Here is a 23358-nt window from a genome sequence, read left to right on the forward strand (position 1 = left end):
TGTCCATTGGGCCGAGTTGAAAGGGAGAGGGACATGGCAAGCAAGAAGACGATCCTGCTCGGCGGGCTGGCGGTCATCGTGGCGGTCGGGGCTGTCGTGGGCGTGCGAACCGCGACCTTTGCGCCCAAGGACATCGCCGACGGCAGCGACGTGACGCTCGCGCCCGCGCCTACGTACGACCTGCAGGCCGCCGTTCGGCACCTGAGCGAAGCGGCCCAGATTCCGACCATCTCGCATCAGGATGCCGCCGACAACGACGGGGCGCAGTGGGACCGGCTGCACGGCTGGCTCGCGGCGAGCTATCCGGCGGCCCATGCGGCGATGACCCGCACCATCCTGCCGAACAAGACGTTGATCTACCAATGGCCGGGCAGCGATCCCGCCGCGGCGCCGATCATCGTCATGGCGCATCAGGATGTCGTGCCAGTGACCCCGGGGACCGAGAAGGACTGGAAATATCCGCCCTTCGCCGGGACGATTGCCGATAACGCGGTATGGGGCCGCGGCACCGTCGACGACAAGGGATCGCTCGTCGGCCTGTTCGAGGCGCTTGATGCGCTGGCGGTGCAGGGTTTCAAGCCGAAGCGCAGCATCTACCTCGTCTCCGGCCACGACGAGGAGGCGGGCGGATCCGGCGCGATCGCCGCCGCTGCACAGCTCGAGGCGAAGGGCGTCAAGGCGATCTTCACTATCGATGAGGGCAGCATCGTACTCACCGACACGCCCGTCATCAACGGCCCGGCCATCCTGATCGGCGTCGGTGAAAAGGGCTATGGCACGCTGAAGGTCACGGCCAATGCCCCCGGTGGGCATAGCTCGATGCCGCCGGCCGAAACCGGGGTCGAAACGCTGGCCAAGGCGATTCTCGACATCACCGGCGATCCCTTTCCGATGGAAGTGCGCGGCCCCGGCGCCTCGATGATCGAAGTGCTTGCCGCGAAGAAAGGCGGCGTTACCAAGATGGCGGTCGCCAACCAGTGGCTGTTCGGCTCGATACTCAAGCGCCAGCTCACCGGCTCGCCGTCGACTGCGGCCGCCTTTCACACCACGATCGCGCCGACGATGCTCGAGGGCAGCCCCAAGGAGAATGTACTGCCGCAATCGGCCAATGCGCTCATCAACTATCGCATCGCGCCGTGGAACCGGTCGTCCGACATCATGGCGCACGCGAAGGCGGCGGTGGGCGACGCCAAGGTCGATCTCGCCTGGGTCAAGCCGCCGCGCGAACCGTCGCGCATCTCTTCGTCAACGTCGCAGGGCTGGAAATGGATCGCCGCGGCGGCGCGCGCCGACGCGCCCGAGGCGGTGCTCAGCCCGATGCTCGTCGTCGGCGGCACCGACAGCCGCAGCATGGAGGGCGTGTCCGAGGACGTCTATCGCTTCATGCCGATGCATTTCACGCTGAAGGAATCGGCAATGATCCACGGCACCAACGAGCATATGGCGATCGACAGCTTCAAACGCATGATCGATTTCTACGCGCGGTTGATCGCGACGTCAGCGGGATAGACTTGCGCCCCAAGCCTGTCTAAGGCGCCTTCCACGGTCGGGGAGTAGCGCAGCCCGGTAGCGCGCCTGCTTTGGGAGCAGGATGTCGCAGGTTCGAATCCTGTCTCCCCGACCAATGCTTCACCGCAGCGCCCCCTCTGGCTGCGCGCGGCCATGCTTAACCCGCTGCTAAACAATCCTCTCTATTCTTGTGGGTCGAGATAGGGACCAGATATCGAGATGACCGGCGGCAGTCTGAAGAAACTGTTCGCGGCGCTGGCGGCGCTGTTTGCGGCGCTGTGCGCTGCAAGTCCCGCAATGGCGGCCAATTGCTATTACGCGACCGCTCAGGGATCGACCGGGCCTGCCGATTGGCAGACCTATTGCTGGCTCGACTTTACCGGTTACAGCGAAACGACGGCGCGATCGGCGTCCGGACAGAATTTTTCCTTCACCCTGTCCGACGGCACGGTGATGAGCTTCAATCTCAAGGTGTCAGGAGCGGCGATGACCGCCGCTACATCGCCGTCCTGGTCGGGCAGTGCGGTCGGCAATACGGCTTTTCTTGGCATCGCCGGGCGTCCGATCATGTATCAGACCGCGGCCGGGACAACGACTATCGCGATCAGCAGCATCGCGCTGACGCCGCCCGCAGCCGGGACGATCAGCGCCTATATGTTCGTCGCCGCCGACGGCGAGTCGAGCAACGAAGGCGAATCGCTGCGATTCCAGACCAATGGCGGCAACTGGCAGGAGCTCGATCGCGCCGGGCCGATCAGCGGCAGCACCTATCCGACGACATCGGGGACGGGAACGAACAGCTTCACCGAAACGGGCGCCGCGGGAACCGTCGGCGCCTATATCATGGGGTCGACATCGCCGACGTCGGTAACGACGACTTTGGTGGGCGGGGGGCTGCAAGGCGCGATGTTCGCGGTGCGCTTCGCCTCGATACGGCTGAACACGCAGATTTCGGGCGCACGCGCCAACCCGGCTGACCAGTTCACCTTTTCGGTCAACACGACGGGAACGGGATCGACGCTGGCAACGGGGACGTCGAGCGGCACCGGCCTCGGTCCCTTTACCTCGGCCGCGCTGTCGAGCTCGGCGGCGATCCCGCTGACGCTGAACCAGACGATGGCCGCCGGCAGCGTCAACAGCCTGTCGCATTATCGCTCGGCGCTGACCTGCACCAATACGGCAACCGGTTCGAGCACGCCGCTGCCGACGAATGTCGTCACCACCGCCTATAATTTCGGATCGCTCCAGTTCGGCGATGCGGTGCAATGCACCTTTACCGAGACGCCTTATCCGCATCTGACACTGACCAAGGCTCTGGCAGCGTCCGGCCGTCAGTTCAGCGGCGACCAGTTCACCCTGACGATCGCGCAGGGTGCCACGGTGGTCGGCACCACCACCACGACGGGCAGCGGGGCGACCGTGTCGAATGGTTCGACGCCGCAGGTGCAGCTCAGCGCCGGCACGGCGTACAGCCTGTCGGAAGCGGCCGCAGGGACGACGACGCTGGGCCAGTATACGGCGACGATGAGCTGCACCAATGCGGCGACCTCTTCGACGGTCCTGCCGACAGCCGCGGGCGGCAGTGTGACGCCGCAAATGGGCGATGTGATCGCTTGCGTCATCACCAATACCAAGCGCGGATCGAACGCCACGCTGGCAATCGCCAAAAGTTCGACGCTGGTATCGGACCCCGTGAACGGCACGACGAACCCGAAGGCGATACCGGGGGCGGTCGTGCGGTACAGCTTCACGGTTCAGAACAGCGGACCGACCGCGACCGACAGCAACAGCGTGTTCATCGTCGACAGCTTGCCGGCGCAGATCAGCGTCGGGACCGCGGCATCGCCGGTCTTCACCCAGGGATCGCCGACGAGCGCGCTGACCTTCAGCGCCGCGAGCGATATCCGCTATTCCAATGCTGCAACCGCGCCGGCCAGCTTTGCCGCCTGCACCTATTCGCCGGTCACCACCTACGACCCCGCGGTCCGCTATGTCTGCCTGCGGCCGCAGGGCAGCATGGCGGGATCGACCGGCACGCCTACCAGCTTCACGCTGAGCATCGAGGGCCGGATCAACTGATCCGCGGCGTGCGCTCAGGCTGACGAAGGCAAAAGGCATCGCGCAAAGAAAAAGGCGGCCTTCCCGAAGGAAGACCGCCCTTTGTTTCGGTCATTGCCCCGAAGGGCTGTGACTTACTTCTTTTCTTCTGCCGTGGCAGCGGTCGCAGCCGAGTCAGCAGCGGCAGCGGCGGTGTCAGCAGCCATAGCAGCCGTGTCGGCAGCAGCAGCAGCCGAGTCAGCAGCCATAGCGGCGGTGTCCGCACCAGCTTCAGCGGCGGTGTCAGCAGCCGGAGCTTCGGTGGTCGCTTCTTCAGCAGCCTTTTCACCGCAAGCGGCGAGGGCGAACATGCTGGCAGCAACAGCGATAGCAGCAAACTTCTTCATGATGTGTGGGCTCCCTAAAATGCCATTCCGCGCTGGGGAAACTTTCCCGTCCCGCGAGCGGCGGGATTTAGACGTTCCGTACCAATCGTCAACAAAAATAATTGAGATGGCAGGCGCGCCCTGTTCTGATTACCCCGCGCTGTCCGTCATGGTAGCTCGGCATCGGCGCTATTTGCAAGCAGCCCGATCGTTACCGTCCAGGCGACCACATTTTGGCGGATTTGTGCGGGATCCACCTTGTCGAACGTGTCATCGGGCGTGTGGTGAATATCGAAATAGCGTGTCCCATCTTGTTGCAGGTCGATGGTCGGCACCCCCGACTCGACCAGGGCGCCGACATCGGCGCCGCCACCCGCAGGCTGCTTTCCGCGGGTGATTCCATAAGGCGCGAGTGCCGCGGCGATGCGGTCGGCAAGCCCGGCTGCGCCCTCGGGCAGCTTGAAATCGACGCGCCAGACGCGGTCGGCACCGAAATCCGACTCCATGGCGACCGCGTGGCGTTCCTTGCCGTGGGCATCGAAATAGGCCTTGCCCCCGAACACGCCGACTTCTTCGGCACCGGCCCACAGGATGCGGATCGTCCGCCGCGGCTGCCCCGCGGCCATGATATGCTTCGCCGCGGCCGTTATGATGCCGCAGCCCGCCGCATCGTCGATCGCGCCGGTGCCGAGATCCCAGCTGTCGAGATGGCAGGCGATGATGACCGGGCTCGCCTTGGGATCGCTGCCAGGGACTTCGGCGATGACATTGCCCGACGGCTGGTCGCCCAGCGTTTTCGGGGTCAGCAACAGCTTCAGCCGCAGCGGCTTGCCGTGCTGCCACTGCCGGACCAGCAGGTCGGCGTCGGGATTGGAGATGGCACCCGCGGGGATCGGCGTGACACCGGCTTCGAAATTGGTCACGCCGGTATGCGGATTGCGATGGCTGTCGGTGCCGATCGATCGGATGACGATGGCGATGGCGCCCTTTTTGGCGGCCGCGTTTGGCCCGACGAAGCGCCCGCGTCCGAAATAGCCATAGCCGCTGCCGTCCTGTGCGGCCTTCATCTGGTTATCGATGAAGACGATCTTGCCTTTGACCGCGGCATCGGGCGCGGCCTTCAGCGCGTCGAAGCTCGGGAAATAGGCGATTTCGCCCTCGACGCCCCCGGCACCGGTCGAACCGCTATTGCCGAGCGCCGCGATCGCGAGCTTCTGGGGGTGGAACGGTCCGGTGAGTTCGGCCGCCTCGGCGCCGCGGACCCAGACCGGCATGGTATAGGCTTCTTCACGAACATTGGCGAAGCCCATTGAACGCAGCCGTTCGACCGCCCATTTACGGGCAGCGGCCTCGGCTTCGGTCCCCGCCATGCGCGGTCCGATCTCGGTCGTAAGGTCTTCGGTGATCTTGAGCGCCGGGTCTTCGCCCGTTTGCGCCATCTCGACGGCGCTCGGCGCGGCAAGGGCGGCGGTGGACAAAAGACAGGCGGCGAGGCCGGTCAGGCGGGCGATGGTGCGGCGATGTGTCATGCCTCTGTCCTAACCAGCCAATACGCCCTGCCGCAAGCGTCGATTGCCAAGCGCGCGCCCATTCGCTAACCGGCCCGCGACCTCATTCTCTTCCGGCCGCGCGCTGCGCGGCCCAGCCAGTTTCGGAGCATTTCATGGCCGCCCAATATAGTTTCGTGATGAAGGGTCTGACCAAGACCTATCCCGGCGCGCAAAAGCCGGTGCTCAACGGCATCAATTTGCAATTCTATTCGGATGCGAAGATCGGCATCGTCGGCCCCAACGGCACCGGCAAGTCGACGCTGATGAAAGTCATGGCGGGCATCGATACCGATTTCACCGGCGAAGCGTGGCCGGGCGAGGGGATTACCCTCGGCTATCTGGCGCAGGAACCCGAACTCGATCCGACGAAGACGGTGAAGGAAAATGTCATGGACGGCGTCCGCCCCGTCGCCGACATGCTCGACCGCTTCAACGAGATCAGCGCGCTGATGGCCGATCCGCCCGAGGATGCCGATTTCGACGCGCTGATGACCGAAATGGGCGAGTTGCAGGAAAAGATCGACGCGGTCGACGGCTGGACGCTCGACAACCAGCTTGAAATCGCGATGGAAGCGCTGCGTTGTCCGCCGGGCGACTGGGGCGTCGAAAGCCTGTCGGGCGGTGAAAAGCGCCGTATTGCGCTGACGCGCCTGCTGCTCGAAAAGCCATCGATCCTGCTGCTCGACGAACCGACCAACCACCTCGACGCCGAAAGCGTGGCCTGGCTCGAAAAGCATCTCGTTGATTATCCGGGCAACGTCATCCTCGTCACCCACGATCGCTACTTCCTCGACAATGTCGTGAACTGGATCCTCGAACTCGATCGCGGTCGCTATTTCCCCTATGAGGGCAATTATTCGACCTATCTGGAAAAGAAGGCGAAGCGCCTCGAACAGGAATCGCGCGAGGAAGCGGGCCGCCAGAAGGCGATCCGGGACGAACTCGAATGGATCCGGCAGTCGCCCAAGGCACGCCAGGCCAAGTCGAAGGCACGTATCAAGAGCTTCGACCAGCTCGTTGAAGCGCAGGAGAACCGCACCCCCGGCAAGGCGCAGATCGTCATTCAGGTGCCCGAACGTCTGGGCGGCAAGGTGATCGAGGTTCACAATGTCTCAAAGGCCTATGGCGACAAGCTATTGTTCGAAGATCTGTCCTTCACCCTGCCGCCGGGCGGCATCGTCGGCGTCATCGGGCCGAACGGCGCGGGTAAGTCGACGCTGTTCAAGCTCATCACGGGTCAGGAAACCCCCGACAGCGGCGAGGTCGTGATCGGCGACACCGTGCGCCTCGGCTATGTCGACCAGAGCCGCGATGCGCTCGACCCCAATAAGAATGTCTGGGAAGAAATCTCGGGCGGGCACGAACTGATGACGATCGGCAAGCATCAGATGCAGACCCGCGCCTATGTCGGCGCCTTCAACTTCAAGGGCGGCGACCAGCAGAAGAAGGTCGGCATGTTGTCGGGCGGCGAACGCAACCGCGTTCATATGGCCAAGATGCTGAAGGAGGGCGGCAACGTCCTCCTGCTCGACGAACCGACCAACGACCTCGACACCGAAACGCTCGCGGCGCTTGAAGAAGCGCTCGAAAATTTCGCCGGCTGCGCCGTGGTCATCAGCCACGACCGCTTCTTCCTCGACCGTCTGGCGACCCACATCCTGGCGTTCGAGGGCAACAGCCACGTCGAATGGTTCGAAGGCAATTTCGAAGCCTATGAGGAGGACAAGATCCGCCGCCTCGGCGACGAAGCGACGCGCCCGCACGCGACGACCTACAAGAAGCTGTCGCGCTAAAAATCGTGGCGGGGGAGGCGCCTATCTCGGCGAGCGCGATCCGCATGGATGCGGACGCGCTCAACGCCTTCATGGCCAAAGCCTTCCCCCACTCCGAACCGGGGTCGCGTGGCCATGTCGTTGCGGCCGCGCCGGGCCATATCCAGGCGCGCATCGACCCCAACAACAAGGCGCTGCGCCCCGGCGGGCTGATTTCCGGCCCGACGCAGATGGGCTTTGCCGATATGGCCGCCTACGCTCTCGTCCTCGCCCATATCGGCCCCGTCGCGATGGCGGTGACGAGCGCGCTCAACTATCAGTTCCTGCGCCCGTGCCGACCGGGCCCGGTCATGGCCGACGCCTATATGCTGCGCCTCGGCAAGCGGCTCGCGGTGATGGATGTCCGCGTGTGGACCGACGATCCCGACAAGCCGGTCGGACAGGCGAACGTGACCTACGCTATTCCCTAGGCGGGTGTATATCCAGGCGAATGGCCGGTTACGACCGATTGCGGACTTATTTTCCTTCGTCATCCCGGACTTGATCCGGGATCCATTCACGCAGCGTCGGAATAATGGATCCCGGATCAAGTCCGGGATGACGAAGGTATGAAAGTCTCGCGTTGATATTGTGTGCCCCGGCGAAGGCCGGGGTCCAGTGCTTCACAGCACCAACACCGACTTTTTAACGCTCTGGACCTCGGCCTTCGCCGGGGTGACGAGAGTGATTAGACAACGTCCGCTCCCCACCCCAAAGCCGCCACCCGGCGCCCGGAATTTAGCCCTCCGATGGCGTAGCCGACGCTTTCTGCTTCGTCGGCATCATCCTCTTCGACAACCCATGATAGAGGCGGGTGGGGCAGACCTGCGCGCTCGTCCAGTCGGCGATCAGCGCCGTCGCGAACAGCGACAGGATCACGCCGCGCGCGGCGGTCGCTTCAATCAGGATGATGACGGCGGTCAGCGGCGCGCGCACCACCCCGACGAAATAGGCGACCATGCCCATCATCACCACCGCGCCGGTGGGGCTGTCGGGAAAGGCTGGCGTCAACAAATTGCCGAACCCGGCGCCCACCGCGAGCGAAGGCGCGAAAATGCCGCCCGGCGCGCCGCTCAACGTCGAGGCGAGCGCGGTCACGAACTTGGCGGGAAAGAACCACAGCTTGCCGTGGTTGCCTTCAACCAGGAATTTGGTGACGTCGTAGCCGGTGCCCCACGTCGCGCCGCCGGTCGCGATGCTCACCCCCGCGACGACGAGGCCGCAAACGGCTGCGAAAAGGATCGGGCGCGACGCGGCCTTGCGCGCCCAGCCGGCGGACCGGTCGCTCGCCGCCAGCACGATCCGCGCAAAGAGCCCGCCGGCCAAACCGCCGCCGATCCCGGCGATCGGCGCGATCAACAGCACGTCGGCAACAGGTAGCGTCTCGCGCATCGCGCCGAAATAGACATAGTCGCCCGCAACCGAGAGGCTGACGAGACCGGCGATCATCACCGCGCCCATCGTCAGCACCGCGACGCGCTGTTCATAGGCGGAGGCGAGTTCCTCGATCGCGAACGCGATCCCGGCGAGCGGCGTGTTGAAGGCTGCGGCGACCCCCGCGGCGCCGCCGGCGATGAACACCCCGGCGGAAATGCGGACCTTGAGCAGCCGGTGCATCGCGACCATGATCGCCGCGCTGACCTGAACCGTCGGCCCCTCGCGTCCCACCGATCCGCCCGCGGCGAGCGTCGTCAGCGTCAGCGCAAGCTTGGCAAAGGCGGTTTTGAGCGACACCAGCGGGCCGTCGGCCGCCTGATCGGGATAGCGCCCCGCGGCGATGATCTGCGGAATGCCCGAACCGCGCGCGTCGGGAACATAGCGGTTGGTCAGCCACACGATCAGCGCGAATATCGACGGCGTGATGAGCAGCGGCAACCACCAGGCGATCGCCGATATCTGAAAGATCAGCCGTTGAACCTTGTCGCCCGCCGCCGCGAAGGCGAGGGCGACGAAGCCAAGGAGCAGCGCCCCGCCCACCATCGCGACGCGCCGCCGGATATCGACGACCTCGCTGCGCGCGCGCCGGCCGGCGCGCAACTGCCACAGACGCATCCAGCGCGGCAGGTTGGGCTTGGAGAGCATGGCGCGCCTGTTGGACCCCCGCGCGGGGGAGCGCAACCCCTGGCGGGGTCAGGCGGGCGAAAATTCTCCAGTTTTTTCATCGAGAATGTGGAGCACGCCGTCGCTGATCGCGAAAAAGGCGCCGCGCAGCCGCAGCGTCCCGCGCTTTTCCTTCTCCTCGATGCACGGGAAGGTGCGCAGATTGTCGAGGCTGACCTTCACGCCCGCCATCTCCATCGCACGGCCCGCGACGCGATTGTCATAGTCGGGATGCGCCGCACGCACGTCGGCGCTCGCATCGTCGAGCAGCGCGATCCAGTCGGCGATGAAGCCGCCGCGGCCCGGTTCGGCACCCTCCATCGTCCGGTGCAGCGCCGCGTGGCAGCCGCCGCACATCCCGTGGCCCATCACGACGATTTCCTCGACCTTCAGAAACTGCACTGCAAATTCGAGCGCCGCCGATACGCCGTGACGGCCCGGCGTCGTTTCAAAGGGCGGGACGAGCGCGGCGACATTGCGCACGACGAATATCTCGCCCGGATTGGTGTCGAATATCTGCGACGGTTCGACGCGGCTGTCCGAACAGGCGATGACCATCACCTTGGGTGACTGGCCCTCGGCCAATTCATCCCACCGGTCGCGCTGTTGCTGCCAGCCGGTGGCGCGGAAACGGCGATAGCCGTCGATCAGTTCTGCAAAGCGAGTCATGACGCGCGCTTTAGCACAGGATGGACGGTTGAGAAGATGTGCGTGTGCGCCTATGTGGGCGCCATGAACGCTCCGTTGCAAAAACCGTCCGATCGCGCCCGCAAACCCGACTGGATCCGCGTCAAGGCGCCGACCAGCCCCGGCTATGCCGAAACGCGCAAGCTGATGCGTGACCTCAATCTGCATACGGTGTGCGAGGAAGCGGCGTGCCCGAACATCGGCGAGTGCTGGACCAAAAAGCACGCGACGGTGATGATCCTCGGCGATACCTGCACGCGCGCCTGCGCCTTCTGCAACGTCAAGACCGGCATGCCGCGCCCCGTCGACCTGCTCGAACCCGAACATACGGCGGCCGCGGCGGCGAAGATGGGGCTGACCCATATCGTCATCACCTCGGTCGACCGGGACGATTTGCCCGATGGCGGCGCCAGCCAGTTCGTCAAGGTGATCGAGGCGCTGCGCCGCGAAACGCCGCAGACGACGATCGAGATTCTGACCCCCGATTTCCGTAACAAGCCCGACGATGCCGTCGCCGCGATCGTCGATGCGCGGCCCGACGTCTACAATCACAATCTGGAGACGGTTCCGCGGCTCTATCCGACGATCCGTCCCGGCGCGCGCTATTATGCGTCGCTCCGCTTGCTCGAAAGCGTCAAGCGCCGCGATCCGTCGATCTTCACCAAATCGGGCATCATGCTCGGGCTCGGCGAAGAGCGGATGGAAGTGCATCAGGTGATGGACGACATGCGCAGCGCCGACATCGACTTCATGACGATGGGGCAATATCTCCAGCCGACCCCCAAGCATACGAAGGTGATCGACTTCGTGACGCCGCAGGCGTTCGATGCCTATGCGCAGATCGCCCGCGCCAAGGGCTTCCTGCAGGTCGCTTCTTCGCCGCTGACGCGGTCGAGCTATCATGCGGGCGACGATTTCGCGAAGATGCGCGCCGCGCGCGAAGCCCAGCTCGCGCGCGCCAGGGCGGACTGACGCCGCATTGCCGAGGCACCACGAAACGCGCGAGCTGCCCTATAGCGCCGAACAGATGTTCGCGCTCGTGACCGATATCGCGCGCTATCCGGAATTTCTGCCGTGGGTGGTCGCGCTGCGCGTCCGCGCCGACAGCGATCGCGAGGCGGTGGCCGACATGATCGTCGGCTTCAAGGGATTGCGCGAAAGCTTTTCGTGCCGCGTCCACAAGCGCGCGCCCGACAAGGTGATCGTCGATTATATCGACGGCCCGATGCGCCACCTCAACAATGAATGGCATTTCACGCCGCTCGACGGCGGCGGGTGCAAGGTCGACTTCATGGTCGATTTCTCGTTCCGCAGCCGCGTCTTCGAGGCGCTGGCCGGGCAGATGTTCGACAAGGCGCTCCGCAAGATGATCGCGGCGTTCGAAACGCGCGCCGATGCGCTTTACGGTGCGGGAAGCGTGACATCCTCCGACGGACGCAGCGCGTCCTTGTCGGGCTGAAGCAGGTCGAGCGCGAACATCGTCGCGTGATGGCGGATCGTCGCGCGATCGGTCGAATCGAACTGCACCCGCTGGGTGAAATAATCATCGGGATCCTGGCCGCGCAGCGCGCGCGCAAACACGACGATGCCCACCGGTTTCTTATCCGATCCGCCGCCGGGGCCCGCGATCCCGGTGATCGACACCGCGACATCGGCATCGCTGTTCGCAAGCACGCCCGCGGCCATCGCCCAGGCGGTCGCCAGCGACACCTCACCGAAGGTTTCCAGAATTTCGCTGCTGACGTCGAGCTGGCGCTTCTTGGCGTCGGCCGAATAGGTAATGAATCCGGCGCTGAAGACATCGGAACTACCGGGAATGTCAGTGAGCGCCACCGACACCATGCCGCCGGTGCAGCTTTCAGCGATGGCAACGCGACGCCCCGCCGCACGATTGGCGGCAAGAACGGACGTGGCGGCTTCTTCGCGCGCGGTTTGGCGCGTTTCGACGGCGGACGGCAAGGTTCAATTCTCCGGAAGTTCTAAAGTCGCGATGGCCTGTGCGGCGATCCCCTCGCGGCGGCCCGTAAAGCCCAGCCGCTCGGTGGTTGTTGCCTTCACACTAATGGTTTCAATCGAAATCGCAAGAATTTCGGACAGGCGCGCGCGGATCGCGGCGCGATGCGGGCCGATTTTCGGCGCTTCGGCGATGATCGTCAGATCGACATGGGCGATCCGTCCGCCCCGCTTCGCGACCCGTTCGGCGGCAAAGGCCAGGAAGCGCCATGACGCCGCCCCGCGCCATTGCGGATCGCTCGGCGGGAAATGGTCCCCGATATCGCCATCGGCCAGCGCGCCGAGGATCGCGTCGGTCAGCGCGTGGAGCGCGACATCGGCATCGCTATGCCCTTCAAGCCCATGACTATGCGCGATTTCAATCCCGCCGATCCACAGCGGCTTGTCGGGAACAAGGCGGTGAACGTCATAACCCATGCCGACAGCGGTACGCATCGCGGCTTTGCCTCCTCCGAGCAGGGCGGACAGAATGATGAGATCGTCGGCATAGGTCAATTTGTGCAGCCGCGCGTCGCCTGGAACCGTTGCCACAGCATGACCGAGCCGGCGGACGAGTTGCGCATCGTCGGTCGCCGCCTCGTCGCCGGCACCCGCGTGAGCACGGCGCAGCGCACCGAGCCGGAAGGCCTGCGGCGTCTGGACGCGCGCGAGTCGGCTGCGGTCGGTGACGTCACCCGCCACCCCGTCAACCTCGGTTATCAGCGTATCGGGAACGGGCAGCGTCGGCGTCGCCGCGACAGCCCCCTCCGCCACGGCGGCGAGCAGCCGGTCGATTACCGCCGCCGAAACGCCGGGGCGCGCCGCATCATGGACGAGGAGGATCGCGTCGTCGCTCCAGTCGGCCAGTGCGCCCAGTGCATTCGCGACCGACTGCTGGCGTTCGATGCCCGGCGCAGCGGTCGTCCAGCCGGCGGGCAGGGGGCCTGCCGCCGCCACGACGTCATCATCGCCGACGAGCACGCCCGCACCGATGGCCGGGTGCGCGGCGAACGCAACGAGGCTCCAGTGCAGCACGGATTTGCCGCCGATCGGGACAAGCTGCTTGGGACGCCCAAAGCCCGCGCGCGCGCCGACGCCGCCGGCGAGCAGCACGACAGCGACGGAGCCGGACGACAGGGGCGCGGAGTCGGTCATGACGCGCGCCGGTTAGCGCAGCCGCGGCTTGCGGAAAAGCGCCTTAGCGTGTAGTGGCTGCACAAAATTTAGGCAATTTCAACGAAAGCTCCCCGTTATGGCGCCGCTCCGGCCCATCCAGATCGGCAATATCACCATCGCGGATCCCGTGATCCTCGCGCCGATGACGGGCGTCACTGATCTGCCGTTCCGCAAGATCGTCCGCTATTACGGCTCGGGGCTCAACGTCACGGAGATGATCGCGAGCCAGGCCGCGATCCGTGAGACGCGGCAATCGATCCAGAAAGCTGCCTGGGATCCGGTCGAGGAACCCGTTTCGATGCAGCTTGTCGGCTGCACGCCTTATGAAATGGGCGAGGCCGCGAAGCTCAATGAAGAGCGCGGCGCGGCGATCATCGACATCAACATGGGCTGTCCGGTGCGCAAGGTCACCAACGGCGATGCCGGATCGGCGCTGATGCGCGATCTCAAGCTGGCCGCGGCGCTGATCGAAGCCTGCGTCAAGGCGGTCAGCGTGCCGGTGACGGTCAAGATGCGCATGGGCTGGGACCATGACAGCCTCAACGCCCCCGAACTCGCGCATATCGCAGAGGATCTCGGCGCGAAACTGGTGACCGTCCACGGCCGCACACGCAACCAGATGTATCGCGGCAGCGCCGACTGGGCCTTCGTGCGCCGGGTCAAGGATGCAGTATCGATCCCGGTGATCGTCAATGGCGACATCTGTTCGGTCGACGATGCGCGCTCCGCGCTCGATCAGAGCGGCGCCGATGGCGTGATGATCGGCCGCGGCGCCTATGGCCGGCCGTGGTTGCTGGGGCAGGTGATGGCGGCGCTGCGCGGCGAGGGCGAGCGCCCCGACCCTGGCATCGATGAACAATATGACGTCATTACATCGCATTATCGGGCGATGATCGACCATTACGGCGAAATGACCGGCGTCAATATGGCGCGCAAGCATCTCGGCTGGTATGTAAAGGGGCTCCACGGTTCGGCGGAATTCCGCAACCGCGTCAACCAGATCCCCGACAGCACGGGCGTACTCGATGCGCTCGAGGAATTTTATGCGCCCTATCTGAGCAAGGCGGCTGCGTGAGCGCGTTGACGTCGAGCATCCCGACGTTCGACCATGACGAAATCATCCAGTCGCATCCGGTCGCGACGCTGCTGATCGACCGCGGGGCCGTCGTCCTGTTTGTCAACGCGGCCGCCGAACAGCTTTGCAATATCAGCCGGTCGGCGATGGTCGGGCGCGTCGTCTATGACGTCATCGGCATGGACCGCGGCTATCGTCAGCGCATGAACGATCCCGACACCTCGGCATTGTTCGCCCATCGCGCCGAAATCCGCATCGGCGGCGGCAAGTCGATCTTCGTCGATATGCAGATGGTGCCCTATGGCAGCAACGGCCACCGCATCCTCGCGCTCGTTCCGTCGCAAAGCGAAGCCGAACTGATGGGCGGCGCGATCGGACGGTCGGGCCGCGCGGCGGGGGCCGCCGCCTCGATGCTCGCGCATGAAATCAAGAACCCGCTCGCCGGGATCAAGGGCGCCGCGCAGCTGCTTGCGCGCAAGACCGACGCGAGCGGCGAGCGCTTCACGACGCTGATCTGCGCCGAGGTCGACCGGATCACGACGCTGATCGACCAGATGGAGCATTTTTCGCGCGGGCAGCCGATCGCCTGCACGCCGATCAACCTCTATCAGCCGATCCATCAAGCGCTGGAGGCGGTGCGCGCGCGGCAATTGCCCGGGGTCCGCTTTTCAGAGGATTTCGACCCGTCGCTGCCGATGGTGCAGGGCAACCATGACGCCATGGTCCAGATATTGCTGAACCTCGTCACCAACGCCGGCGAGGCGCTCGGCGGGCGTGACGATGGCGTCATCCGCATCGCCACCGCCTATCGCCACGGGCTGTCGATCGACAATGGCGACGGTCGCGGCCGCATCGCGCTGCCGATCGAGGTCAGCGTCAGCGACAATGGTCCCGGCGTGCCCGCCGACATCCGCGACGACCTGTTCGACCCGTTCGTCACGACGAAGCGCGAGGGCAGGGGGCTCGGCCTCGCGCTCGTCGCGAAGCTCGCGCGCGACATGGGCGGCACCGTCCAGCATGTCCGCGATGGCGAGTGGACGCGCTTCCGCGTCAATCTACCCGCCGCGCAGCCGTCCGCGCGCAAGGAGCCGCGGCCATGACCATCGACAAGACGATCCTGCTGGTCGAGGACGATCCCGCGATCTCGCTCATCATCCGCGAGACGCTGGGCGACGAATGCGCCCTGTTCGCCGCGGTCGGCAGCATCGCCGAGCGTAATGCCTGGCTCGCCGATCATCGCCCCGACCTCATCATCACCGACGTCGTCCTGCCCGACGGCGACGGCATCGATTCGCTGCCTGGCGCGGGCGTGGCGCCCGAAACACCGGTGATCGTTCTCTCGGCGCAGAACACGCTCGACACCGCGGTCCGCGCGCAGGGGATCGGCAGCTACGACTATCTGCCCAAGCCCTTCGATCTCGAGGAGCTGACCGCCAGCGTTCGCGCTGCGCTGGCGCGGGGCCCGCAACCGCTTGCCAAGGTCGATGCGGCCGAAACCGACAGCCACGGGCTGATCGGCCGGGCGCCCGCCATGCAGGCGGTATATCGCACCATCGCGCGGCTCGCCTCGAACGACCTTGCTGTCCTGATCCTCGGCGAATCGGGGACGGGCAAGGAGGTCGTCGCACGCGCGATCCATGCGACGGGCCTGCGCCGCAATGGCCCCTTCGTCGCGATCAACATGGCCGCAATCCCGCGCGAACTGATCGAGGCCGAATTGTTCGGCCACGAAAAGGGCGCCTTCACCGGCGCGCACAGCCGCAGCGCCGGGCGGTTCGAACAGGCGTCGGGCGGCACCCTGTTCCTCGACGAAATCGGCGACATGCCGCTCGAGGCACAGACGCGGCTGCTGCGCGTCCTGCAAACCAACGAATATTCGACCGTCGGCGGCAGTCAGGCGCTGAAAGCCGATGTCCGCGTCGTCGCCGCGACCCACCGCGAGATGCGCAGCCTCGTCGCCGAGGGGCGCTTCCGCGAAGATCTTTTCTATCGCCTCAACGTCATTCCGGTCAGCCTGCCGCCGCTGCGCGACCGGCGCAGCGACATCGCCGCGCTCGTCCGCCATTTCGTCGATACCGGGCGCCAGTCGGGGCTGCCCGACCGCGAATTCGCGCCCGAGGCGATGCAGTTACTCGAACGCCACGACTGGCCGGGCAATGTTCGCGAACTCGGCAATGTCGTCCAGCGCCTCGCCATTCTGGCGCGCGACACCGTCGTCACCGCCCGCGATGTCGAGACGGTGCTGCGCGAAAGCGGCGGCATGGCGCCCGCCTTCACCGCGCCGGCGGACCTGATCGCGCACGCGGTCGACGATTGGGTGCGCGAACGGCTGGCGGGCACCGACGGCGACGGCGCCATCCACAGCGACCTCGAAGCCATCGTCGAAGCCGCGTTGTTCCGCCGCGTGCTGCGCGAAGTGCGCGGCAACCAGCTCGAGGCGGCCCGACGGCTCGGGATCAACCGCAACACGCTGCGCAAGCGATTGGGGCAACTCGACATCGATCCCGCGCATCCCTAGGCGCCGCATCGCACGCGCTCCCGTTGACCGGAAAAGCACACTTATCGGCGCGCCAGCGCATATTGTGTGTTTTCTATGCAACAGGATTGTCGTATCGCAGCCACAATGACGCAGCCTTTCCCCTCGGCTCTTGACAGCGAACCCGGTGATACGGACGCGCGGAGCGGCTGGTGGCGGTTCGGCGCGCCCGAATATTATACGCTCGCCCTGATCGCGAGTGTTGCGATCGGCACCTATATCTTCGTCACCGGCGACGCGCAGAGCGAGCGTTTGCTGACCCCGGCACTCGTCGCGGCGATCATGGTCGCCAATCTCGTTCCCGCGATGGCGCTGATCGTGCTGATCGGCAGCCGCGTGGCCCGTGCGCGCGCCGAACGGACGATGAGCGGCGGCAACGGGCGGCTGCACGTACGCCTCGTCGCGCTCTTTTCGCTGATCGCGGCGACGCCGACATTGCTGGTGGTGATATTCGCTTCGCTGCTGTTCCAGTTCGGGGTCGATTTCTGGTTCTCGGACCGCTCGCGCGGCATGTTCGAAAACGCGGCCAATCTTGCCGAAGGCTATTATCAGGAGAACCAACGACAGGTCGGGGCCAACACATATGCCATGGCGACCGACCTCGGTAAGCAACTGACCCAGTTTCCCGTCGATAGTCCCGGCTTCTATAATTATTATCTGCAACAGGTCGTGGTGCGCAGCCTCAATGAGTCGGCGATTATCGAAGTCGGAAAGGACGGGGTCGTCCGGACCGCCGCAGCCATCGATCCCGACAAGCGCGCGGCCGAGAGTCGCCTGACGCCGACCATGGTGAACCGCCTCAAGGCGGGTGAGGATGTCGTCGTTGTCCGTCAGGCCGACCGCGTCGAGGCAGCCGCCCGCTTGCCGGGAACGGAGAGTGCCTACGTCTATGCGTCTCGCGACGCCAATGTGCCGGGCTTTCAGCAATCCGCGCGGGCGGGGGCCGTGCTTGCCGACTATAACGACCTGTTTCAGCGATCGCAGCAGCTCCAGTTGCAGTTCAACGGCGCACTCTATCTCGGTTCGCTTCTGTTGCTGGCGCTGGCGGTGGTGGCCGCGATCGTTGTCGCCGACCGCATCACGCGCCCGCTCGGCACCCTGATCGGCGCGACGCGCACCGCGGCCGGCGGCGATCTTTCGGTGCGCGTCACGCCGCCGGCCCGCGACGACGAGATTGCCGTGCTGACGCGCGCTTTCAATCGCATGACCGAGCAGCTCGAGGGGCAGACGAGCGCACTCGTCAACGTCAATGAGCAGCTCGAAACGCGGCGCAGCTTTATCGAGGCAGTGCTGAGCGGCGTCTCCTCGGCGGTCGTCTCGGTCGATGCGCAGCATCGCATTCTTCTCGCCAATGCCGCCGCCGAAAGCCTGATCGGGCAAAGCGCCGAGACCTTGACCGGGCAACCGCTCGGCGATGTCGCGCCCGAACTGGCCGCGCTCTTGAGCGGCGGGGAGCAGGAAGGGATCGTTCAGCTGGCCCGCCGCGATGCCGAACCCGCGACGCTCGCGGCCAAGGCGGTCGCGCAAGGCGACGGCTTCGTGCTGAGCTTCGAGGATATCACCCAGCAGCTGCTCGATCAGCGCCGCGCCGCCTGGTCCGACGTCGCGCGCCGCATTGCGCATGAAATCAAGAATCCACTGACCCCGATCCAGCTCGCCGCCGAACGCTTGCAGCGCCGCTTCGGTGAAAAGGTCGAGGGCGATGCCGCAACCTTCCGCAAGCTGACCGACACCATCGTGCGGCAGGTCCACGATATGCGCCGCATGGTCGACGAATTTTCCAGCTTTGCGCGAATGCCGAAGCCCACCTTCGGGGTCGAGGATATCCGCGACATCCTGCGTCAGGCGGTGTTCCTGTTCGAGGTCGCGAAGCCCGACATCATATTCAGCGTCAAGACGCCGAACGAGATCGAGCCGCTCGTCTGCGACCGCCGCCTGCTATCGCAAGCGCTGACGAACATCGTCAAAAATGCGGTTGAAGCCATCGAGGAAAATACGAAAAAATCGGATGGCCCGGTTTCGGGCCATATCCGCGCCGAACTCGACATCGGCCCGCAGGATGCGGTGGTCATCCGCGTCACCGATGATGGCATCGGGCTGCCCGAGGCGCGCGACGCGATCGCCGAACCCTATATGACCACGCGGCAGGGCGGGACGGGGCTCGGCCTCGCGATCGTCAAGAAGATCGTCGAGCAACATTATGGCGAGCTTGAATTTTCGGACAATCCGGAAGGGCGGGGGACGCAGGTCACGTTGACGCTGCACGCCGATCGCCTGCGGCCATTGGCCGGCAAGGGCGGGGGAGTTCCAACAGGGCAGATTGAATCGGTGCCGGGGCGCATCAGAAACCGGCAGGACAGAGAAGAACATGGCGCTTGATATTTTGATTGTCGACGACGAACGCGACATTTGCGAACTGGTCGCCGGCGTCATGGAAGACGAAGGCTATGAAGCGCGGACCGCTTCCGACAGCGATGCCGCACTCGAAGCGATCCGCCAGCGGCGCCCGTCGCTCGCGCTGGTCGACGTGTGGCTGCAGGGGTCGCGGCTCGACGGATTGGGGCTGGTCGAGGCGATCAAGGAATTCGACCCGACGCTGCCGATCATCGTCATTTCGGGCCATGGCGGTCTCGACACCGCCGTCGCGGCGATCCGCCGCGGCGCCTACGACTTTATCGAAAAGCCGTTCGAGGCCGAGCGTCTGTTGCACCTCGTCGCGCGCGCGACCGAAAGCGAGCGGCTGAAGTTCGAATATGAACAGCTTCGCGAAAAGGCCGGTCCCGCCGACGAACTCACGGGCAGCAGCACCGCAATCAACAATGTCCGCGCGACGCTGAAACGCGTGGCGGGAACCGGCAGCCGGGTGCTCGTCACCGGCGCTCCCGGCGTCGGCAAGGAGGTTGCGGCGCGCGTCCTCCATGGCTGGAGCGGGCGGCAGAATGCGCCGTTCCGCGTCATCTCGTCGGCCCGGATGGACCCCGAAACGGTCGAGATCGAATTGTTCGGGTCGGAAAGCGACGACGGGGCGATCCGCGTCGGTCTGCTCGAACAGGCGCATGGCGGGACGCTCTTCCTCGACGAAGTCGCCGACATGCCGCTGACGACGCAGGGCAAGATCTTGCGCGTCCTGACCGACCAGAGCTTCACGCGTGTCGGTGGGCGAACGATGATCCGCGTCGATGTGCGCATCATTTCGGGCACCGCGCGCGACTTGATGAGCGAAATCGCCGAAGGGCGCTTTCGCGAAGATCTCTATTACCGGCTCAATGTCGTGCCCGTGCATATTCCGCCGCTGCGCGAGCGGCGCGACGATATTGCGAGCCTCTGCGACCATTTCGTCGGCCGTTATGCCGCCGAACGGCGCATACCGCCGCCCGAGATCAGCTCGGAGGCGATGGCGGCGCTCCAGGCGCATGAATGGCCCGGCAATGTGCGCGAATTGCGCAACGTGATCGAGCGAGTGATGATCCTCGCGCCGAGCGATCGGCTCGGCCGGATCGATGCCGATATGCTGCCTTCGGAGCTGGTCCGCGGCGGCACCGACATCCTGCCCAACAGCGAATCGATCACCGCGATTCCGCTCAAGGAGGCGCGCGAGAATTTCGAACGCGAATATCTGCGCATCCAGATCAATCGCTTCTCGGGAAATATCTCGCGCACCGCAGCCTTTATCGGGATGGAGCGTTCGGCTCTCCATAGAAAGCTGAAGCTGTTGGGATTGACCGAGAATCAGGACGGCGAAGGGTAGTGGCTTTACCCTAGACCTGATCCGCTCTTTGCCGCATATTGCGGCTGCGAAGACGACAAGGGGCTCATCGTCGGCGCATCGAACCCGCGGCTCGGCCGCCAAAAACAGGAGGCAAATGTGTCCGATAAAAACCAGAATCTTCAGGATCTTTTTCTCAACGCTCTGCGTCGCAGCAAGACCCCGGTGACGATGTTTCTCGTCAAGGGCGTGAAGCTGCAGGGAATAATCACCTGGTTCGACAATTTCTCGCTCTTGCTCCGCCGCGACGGCCAGTCGCAGCTCGTGTACAAGCACGCGATCTCGACGATCATGCCTTCGCATGATTTCGACCTGGCCTCGCTCGGCGCCGATGTGCGCGAAGTTCCCACCGCCAAGGGCAAGGCGCTTCAGGACGTTTTCCTGAATGCGGTGCGCCGTTCCGAAGAGTCGGTGACGATGTTCCTTGTCAACGGCGTCATGCTGCAGGGCGATATCGTCGCCTTCGATCTGTTCTGCATGCTGCTCGAACGCGAACGCCAGGTGCAGCTTGTCTACAAGCACGCCATTTCGACGGTTCAGCCCAACGGCCCGATCAATCTGACCGACAATGGCGAAGCCGACGGCGACGCCTGATCGACCCGATGTCCGATAGCGCCGAAGAGGTAACGCGCGGTGCGCCCGCGCTGCTTGTCGTGCCCGAATGGCACGGCCAGCGCCTGTCGCGCGATCTCGACGCGCGCGTTGAGGAAGCAAAGGGGCTCGCGGTCGCGATCGGGCTCAAGGTGGTGGCAGCGCATCCGCTGCGCCTCCGCCAGACGCGCGCGGCGACGCTGATCGGCGTCGGTCAGATCGAGGCCATCAAGCCCGCGATCGCGGCGCACGACGTCCAGCTCGTCATCGTCGACGCCGCGCTGACCGCGATCCAGCAGCGCAATCTGGAAACCGCCTTCGGAACGAAGGTGATCGATCGCACCGGCCTGATCCTCGAGATATTCGGCGAGCGCGCCGCGACCGCCGAGGGGCGATTGCAGGTCGAACTCGCACATCTCGACTATCAGGCGGGACGGCTGGTGCGAAGCTGGACTCACCTCGAGCGCCAGCGCGGCGGCTTCGGCTTCCTCGGCGGTCCAGGCGAGACGCAGATCGAGGCCGACCGCCGGATGATCCGCAATCGTATGGCGCGCATCCGCCGCCAGCTCGACGATGCGCGGCGCACGCGCCAACTCCAGCGCGCCAAGCGGCAGCGGGCACCTTGGCCCGTCGTCGCGCTCGTCGGCTATACCAACGCCGGAAAATCGACGCTTTTCAATCGCCTGACGGGAAGTGACGTCATGGCGGAAGATATGCTGTTCGCGACGCTCGATCCGACGATGCGCGAAATCCGCCTGCCGGGGATCGACAAGGCGATCCTCTCCGACACGGTCGGCTTCGTCTCCGACCTTCCGACCGAACTCGTCGCCGCCTTCCGCGCAACGCTAGAGGAAGTGACGACGGCCGATCTGATCGTCCATGTCCGCGACATCGTCCATCCCGACAGCGACGCGCAATATGACGACGTCAAGGCGATCCTCGACTCGCTCGGGGTCAATGGGCCGCAGGACGGGGAAGGGGAGGACGCCGCCGACCCGATTCCGCAGATCGAAATCTGGAACAAGATCGACACTGCGGGGCCCGAGCGGCGCGCCGAGATCGTCGAGATTGCCGCACGGCGCAGCGACGTCGCGGTCATTTCGGCCTTCACGGGTGAGGGCGTCGAGGCGGCGCGGACGCTGATGGCGGCGCGGCTAACCGAAGGGCACGAAATACAGCAGATTTTTCTCGGCTTTGACGAAGGGGAGGCGCTTGCCTGGCTCCACGCCCGGGGCGAAGTGCTCGACAACAAAGCAGAGGGTGAGGGGCATGTGCTCACCGTTCGGCTCGATCCCGCCGATCAGGCCCGCTTCCGCCGCCTCTGGCCGGCTAAGGGGCTTCCGAAGCCTTGACCGCCTGCCAATGCGCTTCGAGCGCATCGAGCGGCATATCCGCCATGTCGGCGCCGGCGCGTGCTTCGACGGCCATGAAGCGGCGCGCGAACTTGGCGTTGGCGTCACGGAGTGCGCTTTCGGCATCGACGCCGAGGTGCCGCGCATAGTTCACGACCGCGAAGAGCAGGTCGCCGACTTCCTCCGCACGCGCTGCGTCGTCGGGGGCCGTTTCGACTTCTTCCAGTTCTTCGGCGATCTTGGCGCGCGGTCCGTCGGCATCGGGCCAGTCAAATCCCGCCCGCGCAGCGCGGCCTTGCAGCTTTTGCGCGCGCAGCAGCGCCGGCAGTGACAACGCCACGCCCTCGAGCACGCTTTTGGCGCCGTCGGCGCTGCGCTCGGCCGCCTTGATCTGTTCCCATTGCTGGCGAACGTCATCTGTCGTCGCATCGCCGAAAATATGCGGGTGGCGCCGTTCCATCTTGTCGCTGATCGCATTGGCGACGTCGTCGAACCCGAACAGGCCTTTGTCGGTAGCGATCTGGGCATGAAAAACGACTTGGAGCAGCAAATCGCCAAGCTCGTCGCAAATCGCATCGGGCGATCCGGAGGCTATGGCGTCGGCAACCTCATAGGCTTCCTCGATCGTGTAAGGTGAGATCGTTGTGAAGTCCTGCGCCAAATCCCACTCACACCCACCAGCGGGATTGCGCAACTGACGCATGATTGCGAGCAGTCGATCGATGGGGGACAGCGAAGGCGCATTAGACATATGATTATCCGATAATATATATTATGTTAAATTCAATAT

20 protein-coding genes and 1 tRNA gene are annotated in these 23358 nt (G+C 64.9%); 14 read left to right on the top strand and 7 right to left on the bottom strand.

All coding sequences use genetic code 11. From position 1 onward, the window contains the following. Positions 1-33 precede the first annotated feature (33 nt). From ATE59_RS06180 to ATE59_RS06190, 3 genes are all read left to right on the top strand, one after another. Positions 34-1509, top strand: coding sequence for a M20 family peptidase (locus ATE59_RS06180; RefSeq protein WP_058811601.1), 1476 nt, complete (start codon positions 34-36; stop codon positions 1507-1509). Positions 1510-1547: 38 nt separating this feature from the next. Continuing rightward, a tRNA-Pro gene (locus tag ATE59_RS06185) sits at positions 1548-1624 on the top strand. A gap of 104 nt (positions 1625-1728) precedes the next feature. Beyond that, entirely contained in the window at positions 1729-3588 is a 1860-nt protein-coding gene (locus tag ATE59_RS06190) for a CshA/CshB family fibrillar adhesin-related protein (protein ID WP_040590764.1), read from the top strand. Between the two features lie 113 nt (positions 3589-3701). On the opposite strand, the gene ATE59_RS06195 is transcribed toward ATE59_RS06190, so the two are convergent. Both ATE59_RS06195 and ATE59_RS06200 read right to left on the bottom strand, forming a co-directional pair. Beyond that, the gene (locus ATE59_RS06195; protein ID WP_003051737.1) at positions 3702-3953 is read right to left on the bottom strand and encodes a hypothetical protein; all 252 of its coding nucleotides are present in this window, start codon (positions 3951-3953) and stop codon (positions 3702-3704) included. A 146-nt stretch (positions 3954-4099) separates the two neighbouring features. Continuing rightward, entirely contained in the window at positions 4100-5461 is a 1362-nt protein-coding gene (locus ATE59_RS06200) for a M28 family peptidase (RefSeq protein WP_058811602.1), read from the bottom strand. A 134-nt stretch (positions 5462-5595) separates the two neighbouring features. On the opposite strand from ATE59_RS06200, the gene ettA reads away from it, so the two are divergent. Both ettA and ATE59_RS06210 read left to right on the top strand, forming a co-directional pair. After that, positions 5596-7275 (top strand): energy-dependent translational throttle protein EttA, encoded by a 1680-nt coding sequence (gene ettA, locus ATE59_RS06205; protein WP_003051732.1) that lies wholly within the window; start codon positions 5596-5598, stop codon positions 7273-7275. A 5-nt stretch (positions 7276-7280) separates the two neighbouring features. Beyond that, positions 7281-7724, top strand: a complete 444-nt coding sequence (locus ATE59_RS06210; protein ID WP_082657323.1) for a PaaI family thioesterase — start codon at positions 7281-7283, stop codon at positions 7722-7724. Between the two features lie 307 nt (positions 7725-8031). On the opposite strand, the gene ATE59_RS06215 is transcribed toward ATE59_RS06210, so the two are convergent. Both ATE59_RS06215 and ATE59_RS06220 read right to left on the bottom strand, forming a co-directional pair. Then, positions 8032-9375: a chloride channel protein gene (locus tag ATE59_RS06215; protein WP_058811604.1), complete on the bottom strand. Its 1344-nt coding sequence runs from the start codon at positions 9373-9375 to the stop codon at positions 8032-8034. Positions 9376-9423: 48 nt separating this feature from the next. Then, on the bottom strand, positions 9424-10062 hold the full coding sequence (locus tag ATE59_RS06220) for a carbonic anhydrase (RefSeq protein ID WP_003051719.1): 639 nt from the start codon (positions 10060-10062) through the stop codon (positions 9424-9426). Positions 10063-10098: 36 nt separating this feature from the next. On the opposite strand from ATE59_RS06220, the gene lipA reads away from it, so the two are divergent. Further along, positions 10099-11052, top strand: coding sequence for a lipoyl synthase (gene lipA / locus ATE59_RS06225; protein WP_058811605.1), 954 nt, complete (start codon positions 10099-10101; stop codon positions 11050-11052). A 7-nt stretch (positions 11053-11059) separates the two neighbouring features. Continuing rightward, positions 11060-11539 (top strand): type II toxin-antitoxin system RatA family toxin, encoded by a 480-nt coding sequence (locus ATE59_RS06230; RefSeq protein WP_003051712.1) that lies wholly within the window; start codon positions 11060-11062, stop codon positions 11537-11539. Here the strand turns inward: ATE59_RS06230 and ATE59_RS06235 are convergent. After that, on the bottom strand, positions 11482-12039 hold the full coding sequence (locus ATE59_RS06235) for a CinA family protein (RefSeq protein ID WP_040590758.1): 558 nt from the start codon (positions 12037-12039) through the stop codon (positions 11482-11484). The two genes, ATE59_RS06230 and ATE59_RS06235, sit on opposite strands and share 58 nt — an antisense overlap. A gap of 3 nt (positions 12040-12042) precedes the next feature. Further along, entirely contained in the window at positions 12043-13227 is a 1185-nt protein-coding gene (gene ispF / locus ATE59_RS06240; RefSeq protein WP_058811606.1) for a 2-C-methyl-D-erythritol 2,4-cyclodiphosphate synthase, read from the bottom strand. 97 nt (positions 13228-13324) lie between these two features. Between ispF and dusB the strand changes: the two genes are divergently transcribed. The 7 genes from dusB (at position 13325) to hflX (ending at position 22568) form a co-directional block, all read left to right on the top strand. After that, the gene (gene dusB, locus ATE59_RS06245) at positions 13325-14323 is read left to right on the top strand and encodes a tRNA dihydrouridine synthase DusB (protein WP_058811607.1); all 999 of its coding nucleotides are present in this window, start codon (positions 13325-13327) and stop codon (positions 14321-14323) included. After that, complete coding sequence (locus ATE59_RS06250) at positions 14320-15423, top strand: two-component system sensor histidine kinase NtrB (protein WP_058811608.1); 1104 nt, start codon at positions 14320-14322, stop codon at positions 15421-15423. Before dusB ends, ATE59_RS06250 begins: the two co-directional genes overlap by 4 nt. Beyond that, positions 15420-16841, top strand: coding sequence for a sigma 54-interacting transcriptional regulator (locus tag ATE59_RS06255; protein ID WP_058811891.1), 1422 nt, complete (start codon positions 15420-15422; stop codon positions 16839-16841). The genes ATE59_RS06250 and ATE59_RS06255 overlap by 4 nt, the downstream gene beginning before the upstream one ends. A 105-nt stretch (positions 16842-16946) precedes the next feature. Further along, positions 16947-19238: a sensor histidine kinase gene (locus tag ATE59_RS06260; RefSeq protein ID WP_082657324.1), complete on the top strand. Its 2292-nt coding sequence runs from the start codon at positions 16947-16949 to the stop codon at positions 19236-19238. After that, complete coding sequence (gene ntrX, locus ATE59_RS06265; protein ID WP_058811609.1) at positions 19228-20607, top strand: nitrogen assimilation response regulator NtrX; 1380 nt, start codon at positions 19228-19230, stop codon at positions 20605-20607. Before ATE59_RS06260 ends, ntrX begins: the two co-directional genes overlap by 11 nt. Before the next feature lie 117 nt (positions 20608-20724). Next, on the top strand, positions 20725-21219 hold the full coding sequence (gene hfq / locus ATE59_RS06270) for an RNA chaperone Hfq (protein ID WP_003051691.1): 495 nt from the start codon (positions 20725-20727) through the stop codon (positions 21217-21219). Between the two features lie 8 nt (positions 21220-21227). Further along, the gene (gene hflX, locus ATE59_RS06275; RefSeq protein WP_058811610.1) at positions 21228-22568 is read left to right on the top strand and encodes a GTPase HflX; all 1341 of its coding nucleotides are present in this window, start codon (positions 21228-21230) and stop codon (positions 22566-22568) included. Here the strand turns inward: hflX and mazG are convergent. Continuing rightward, positions 22546-23319, bottom strand: a complete 774-nt coding sequence (mazG, locus tag ATE59_RS06280) for a nucleoside triphosphate pyrophosphohydrolase (RefSeq protein WP_058811611.1) — start codon at positions 23317-23319, stop codon at positions 22546-22548. The genes hflX and mazG overlap by 23 nt on opposite strands. Positions 23320-23358 lie beyond the last annotated feature (39 nt).

This window comes from Sphingopyxis sp. A083 (genome assembly GCF_001468495.1).
Classification (GTDB): Bacteria; Pseudomonadota; Alphaproteobacteria; order Sphingomonadales; family Sphingomonadaceae; genus Sphingopyxis; species Sphingopyxis terrae.

Excerpts from the sequence above, each read along its gene's own strand:
- ATE59_RS06255 (WP_058811891.1), top strand. The coding sequence starts at position 15,420 with ATGACCATCGACAAGACGATCCTGCTGGTCGAGGACGATCCCGCGATC.
- ATE59_RS06260 (WP_082657324.1), top strand. The coding sequence starts at position 16,947 with ATGACGCAGCCTTTCCCCTCGGCTCTTGACAGCGAACCCGGTGATACG.
- hflX (WP_058811610.1), top strand. The coding sequence starts at position 21,228 with ATGTCCGATAGCGCCGAAGAGGTAACGCGCGGTGCGCCCGCGCTGCTT.
- dusB (WP_058811607.1), top strand. The coding sequence starts at position 13,325 with ATGGCGCCGCTCCGGCCCATCCAGATCGGCAATATCACCATCGCGGAT.
- mazG (WP_058811611.1), bottom strand. The coding sequence starts at position 23,319 with ATGTCTAATGCGCCTTCGCTGTCCCCCATCGATCGACTGCTCGCAATC.
- ATE59_RS06220 (WP_003051719.1), bottom strand. The coding sequence starts at position 10,062 with ATGACTCGCTTTGCAGAACTGATCGACGGCTATCGCCGTTTCCGCGCC.
- ATE59_RS06190 (WP_040590764.1), top strand. The coding sequence starts at position 1,729 with ATGACCGGCGGCAGTCTGAAGAAACTGTTCGCGGCGCTGGCGGCGCTG.
- ATE59_RS06215 (WP_058811604.1), bottom strand. The coding sequence starts at position 9,375 with ATGCTCTCCAAGCCCAACCTGCCGCGCTGGATGCGTCTGTGGCAGTTG.
- ntrX (WP_058811609.1), top strand. The coding sequence starts at position 19,228 with ATGGCGCTTGATATTTTGATTGTCGACGACGAACGCGACATTTGCGAA.
- ATE59_RS06200 (WP_058811602.1), bottom strand. The coding sequence starts at position 5,461 with ATGACACATCGCCGCACCATCGCCCGCCTGACCGGCCTCGCCGCCTGT.
- ATE59_RS06180 (WP_058811601.1), top strand. The coding sequence starts at position 34 with ATGGCAAGCAAGAAGACGATCCTGCTCGGCGGGCTGGCGGTCATCGTG.
- ettA (WP_003051732.1), top strand. The coding sequence starts at position 5,596 with ATGGCCGCCCAATATAGTTTCGTGATGAAGGGTCTGACCAAGACCTAT.
- ATE59_RS06195 (WP_003051737.1), bottom strand. The coding sequence starts at position 3,953 with ATGAAGAAGTTTGCTGCTATCGCTGTTGCTGCCAGCATGTTCGCCCTC.
- lipA (WP_058811605.1), top strand. The coding sequence starts at position 10,099 with ATGTGCGTGTGCGCCTATGTGGGCGCCATGAACGCTCCGTTGCAAAAA.
- ispF (WP_058811606.1), bottom strand. The coding sequence starts at position 13,227 with ATGACCGACTCCGCGCCCCTGTCGTCCGGCTCCGTCGCTGTCGTGCTG.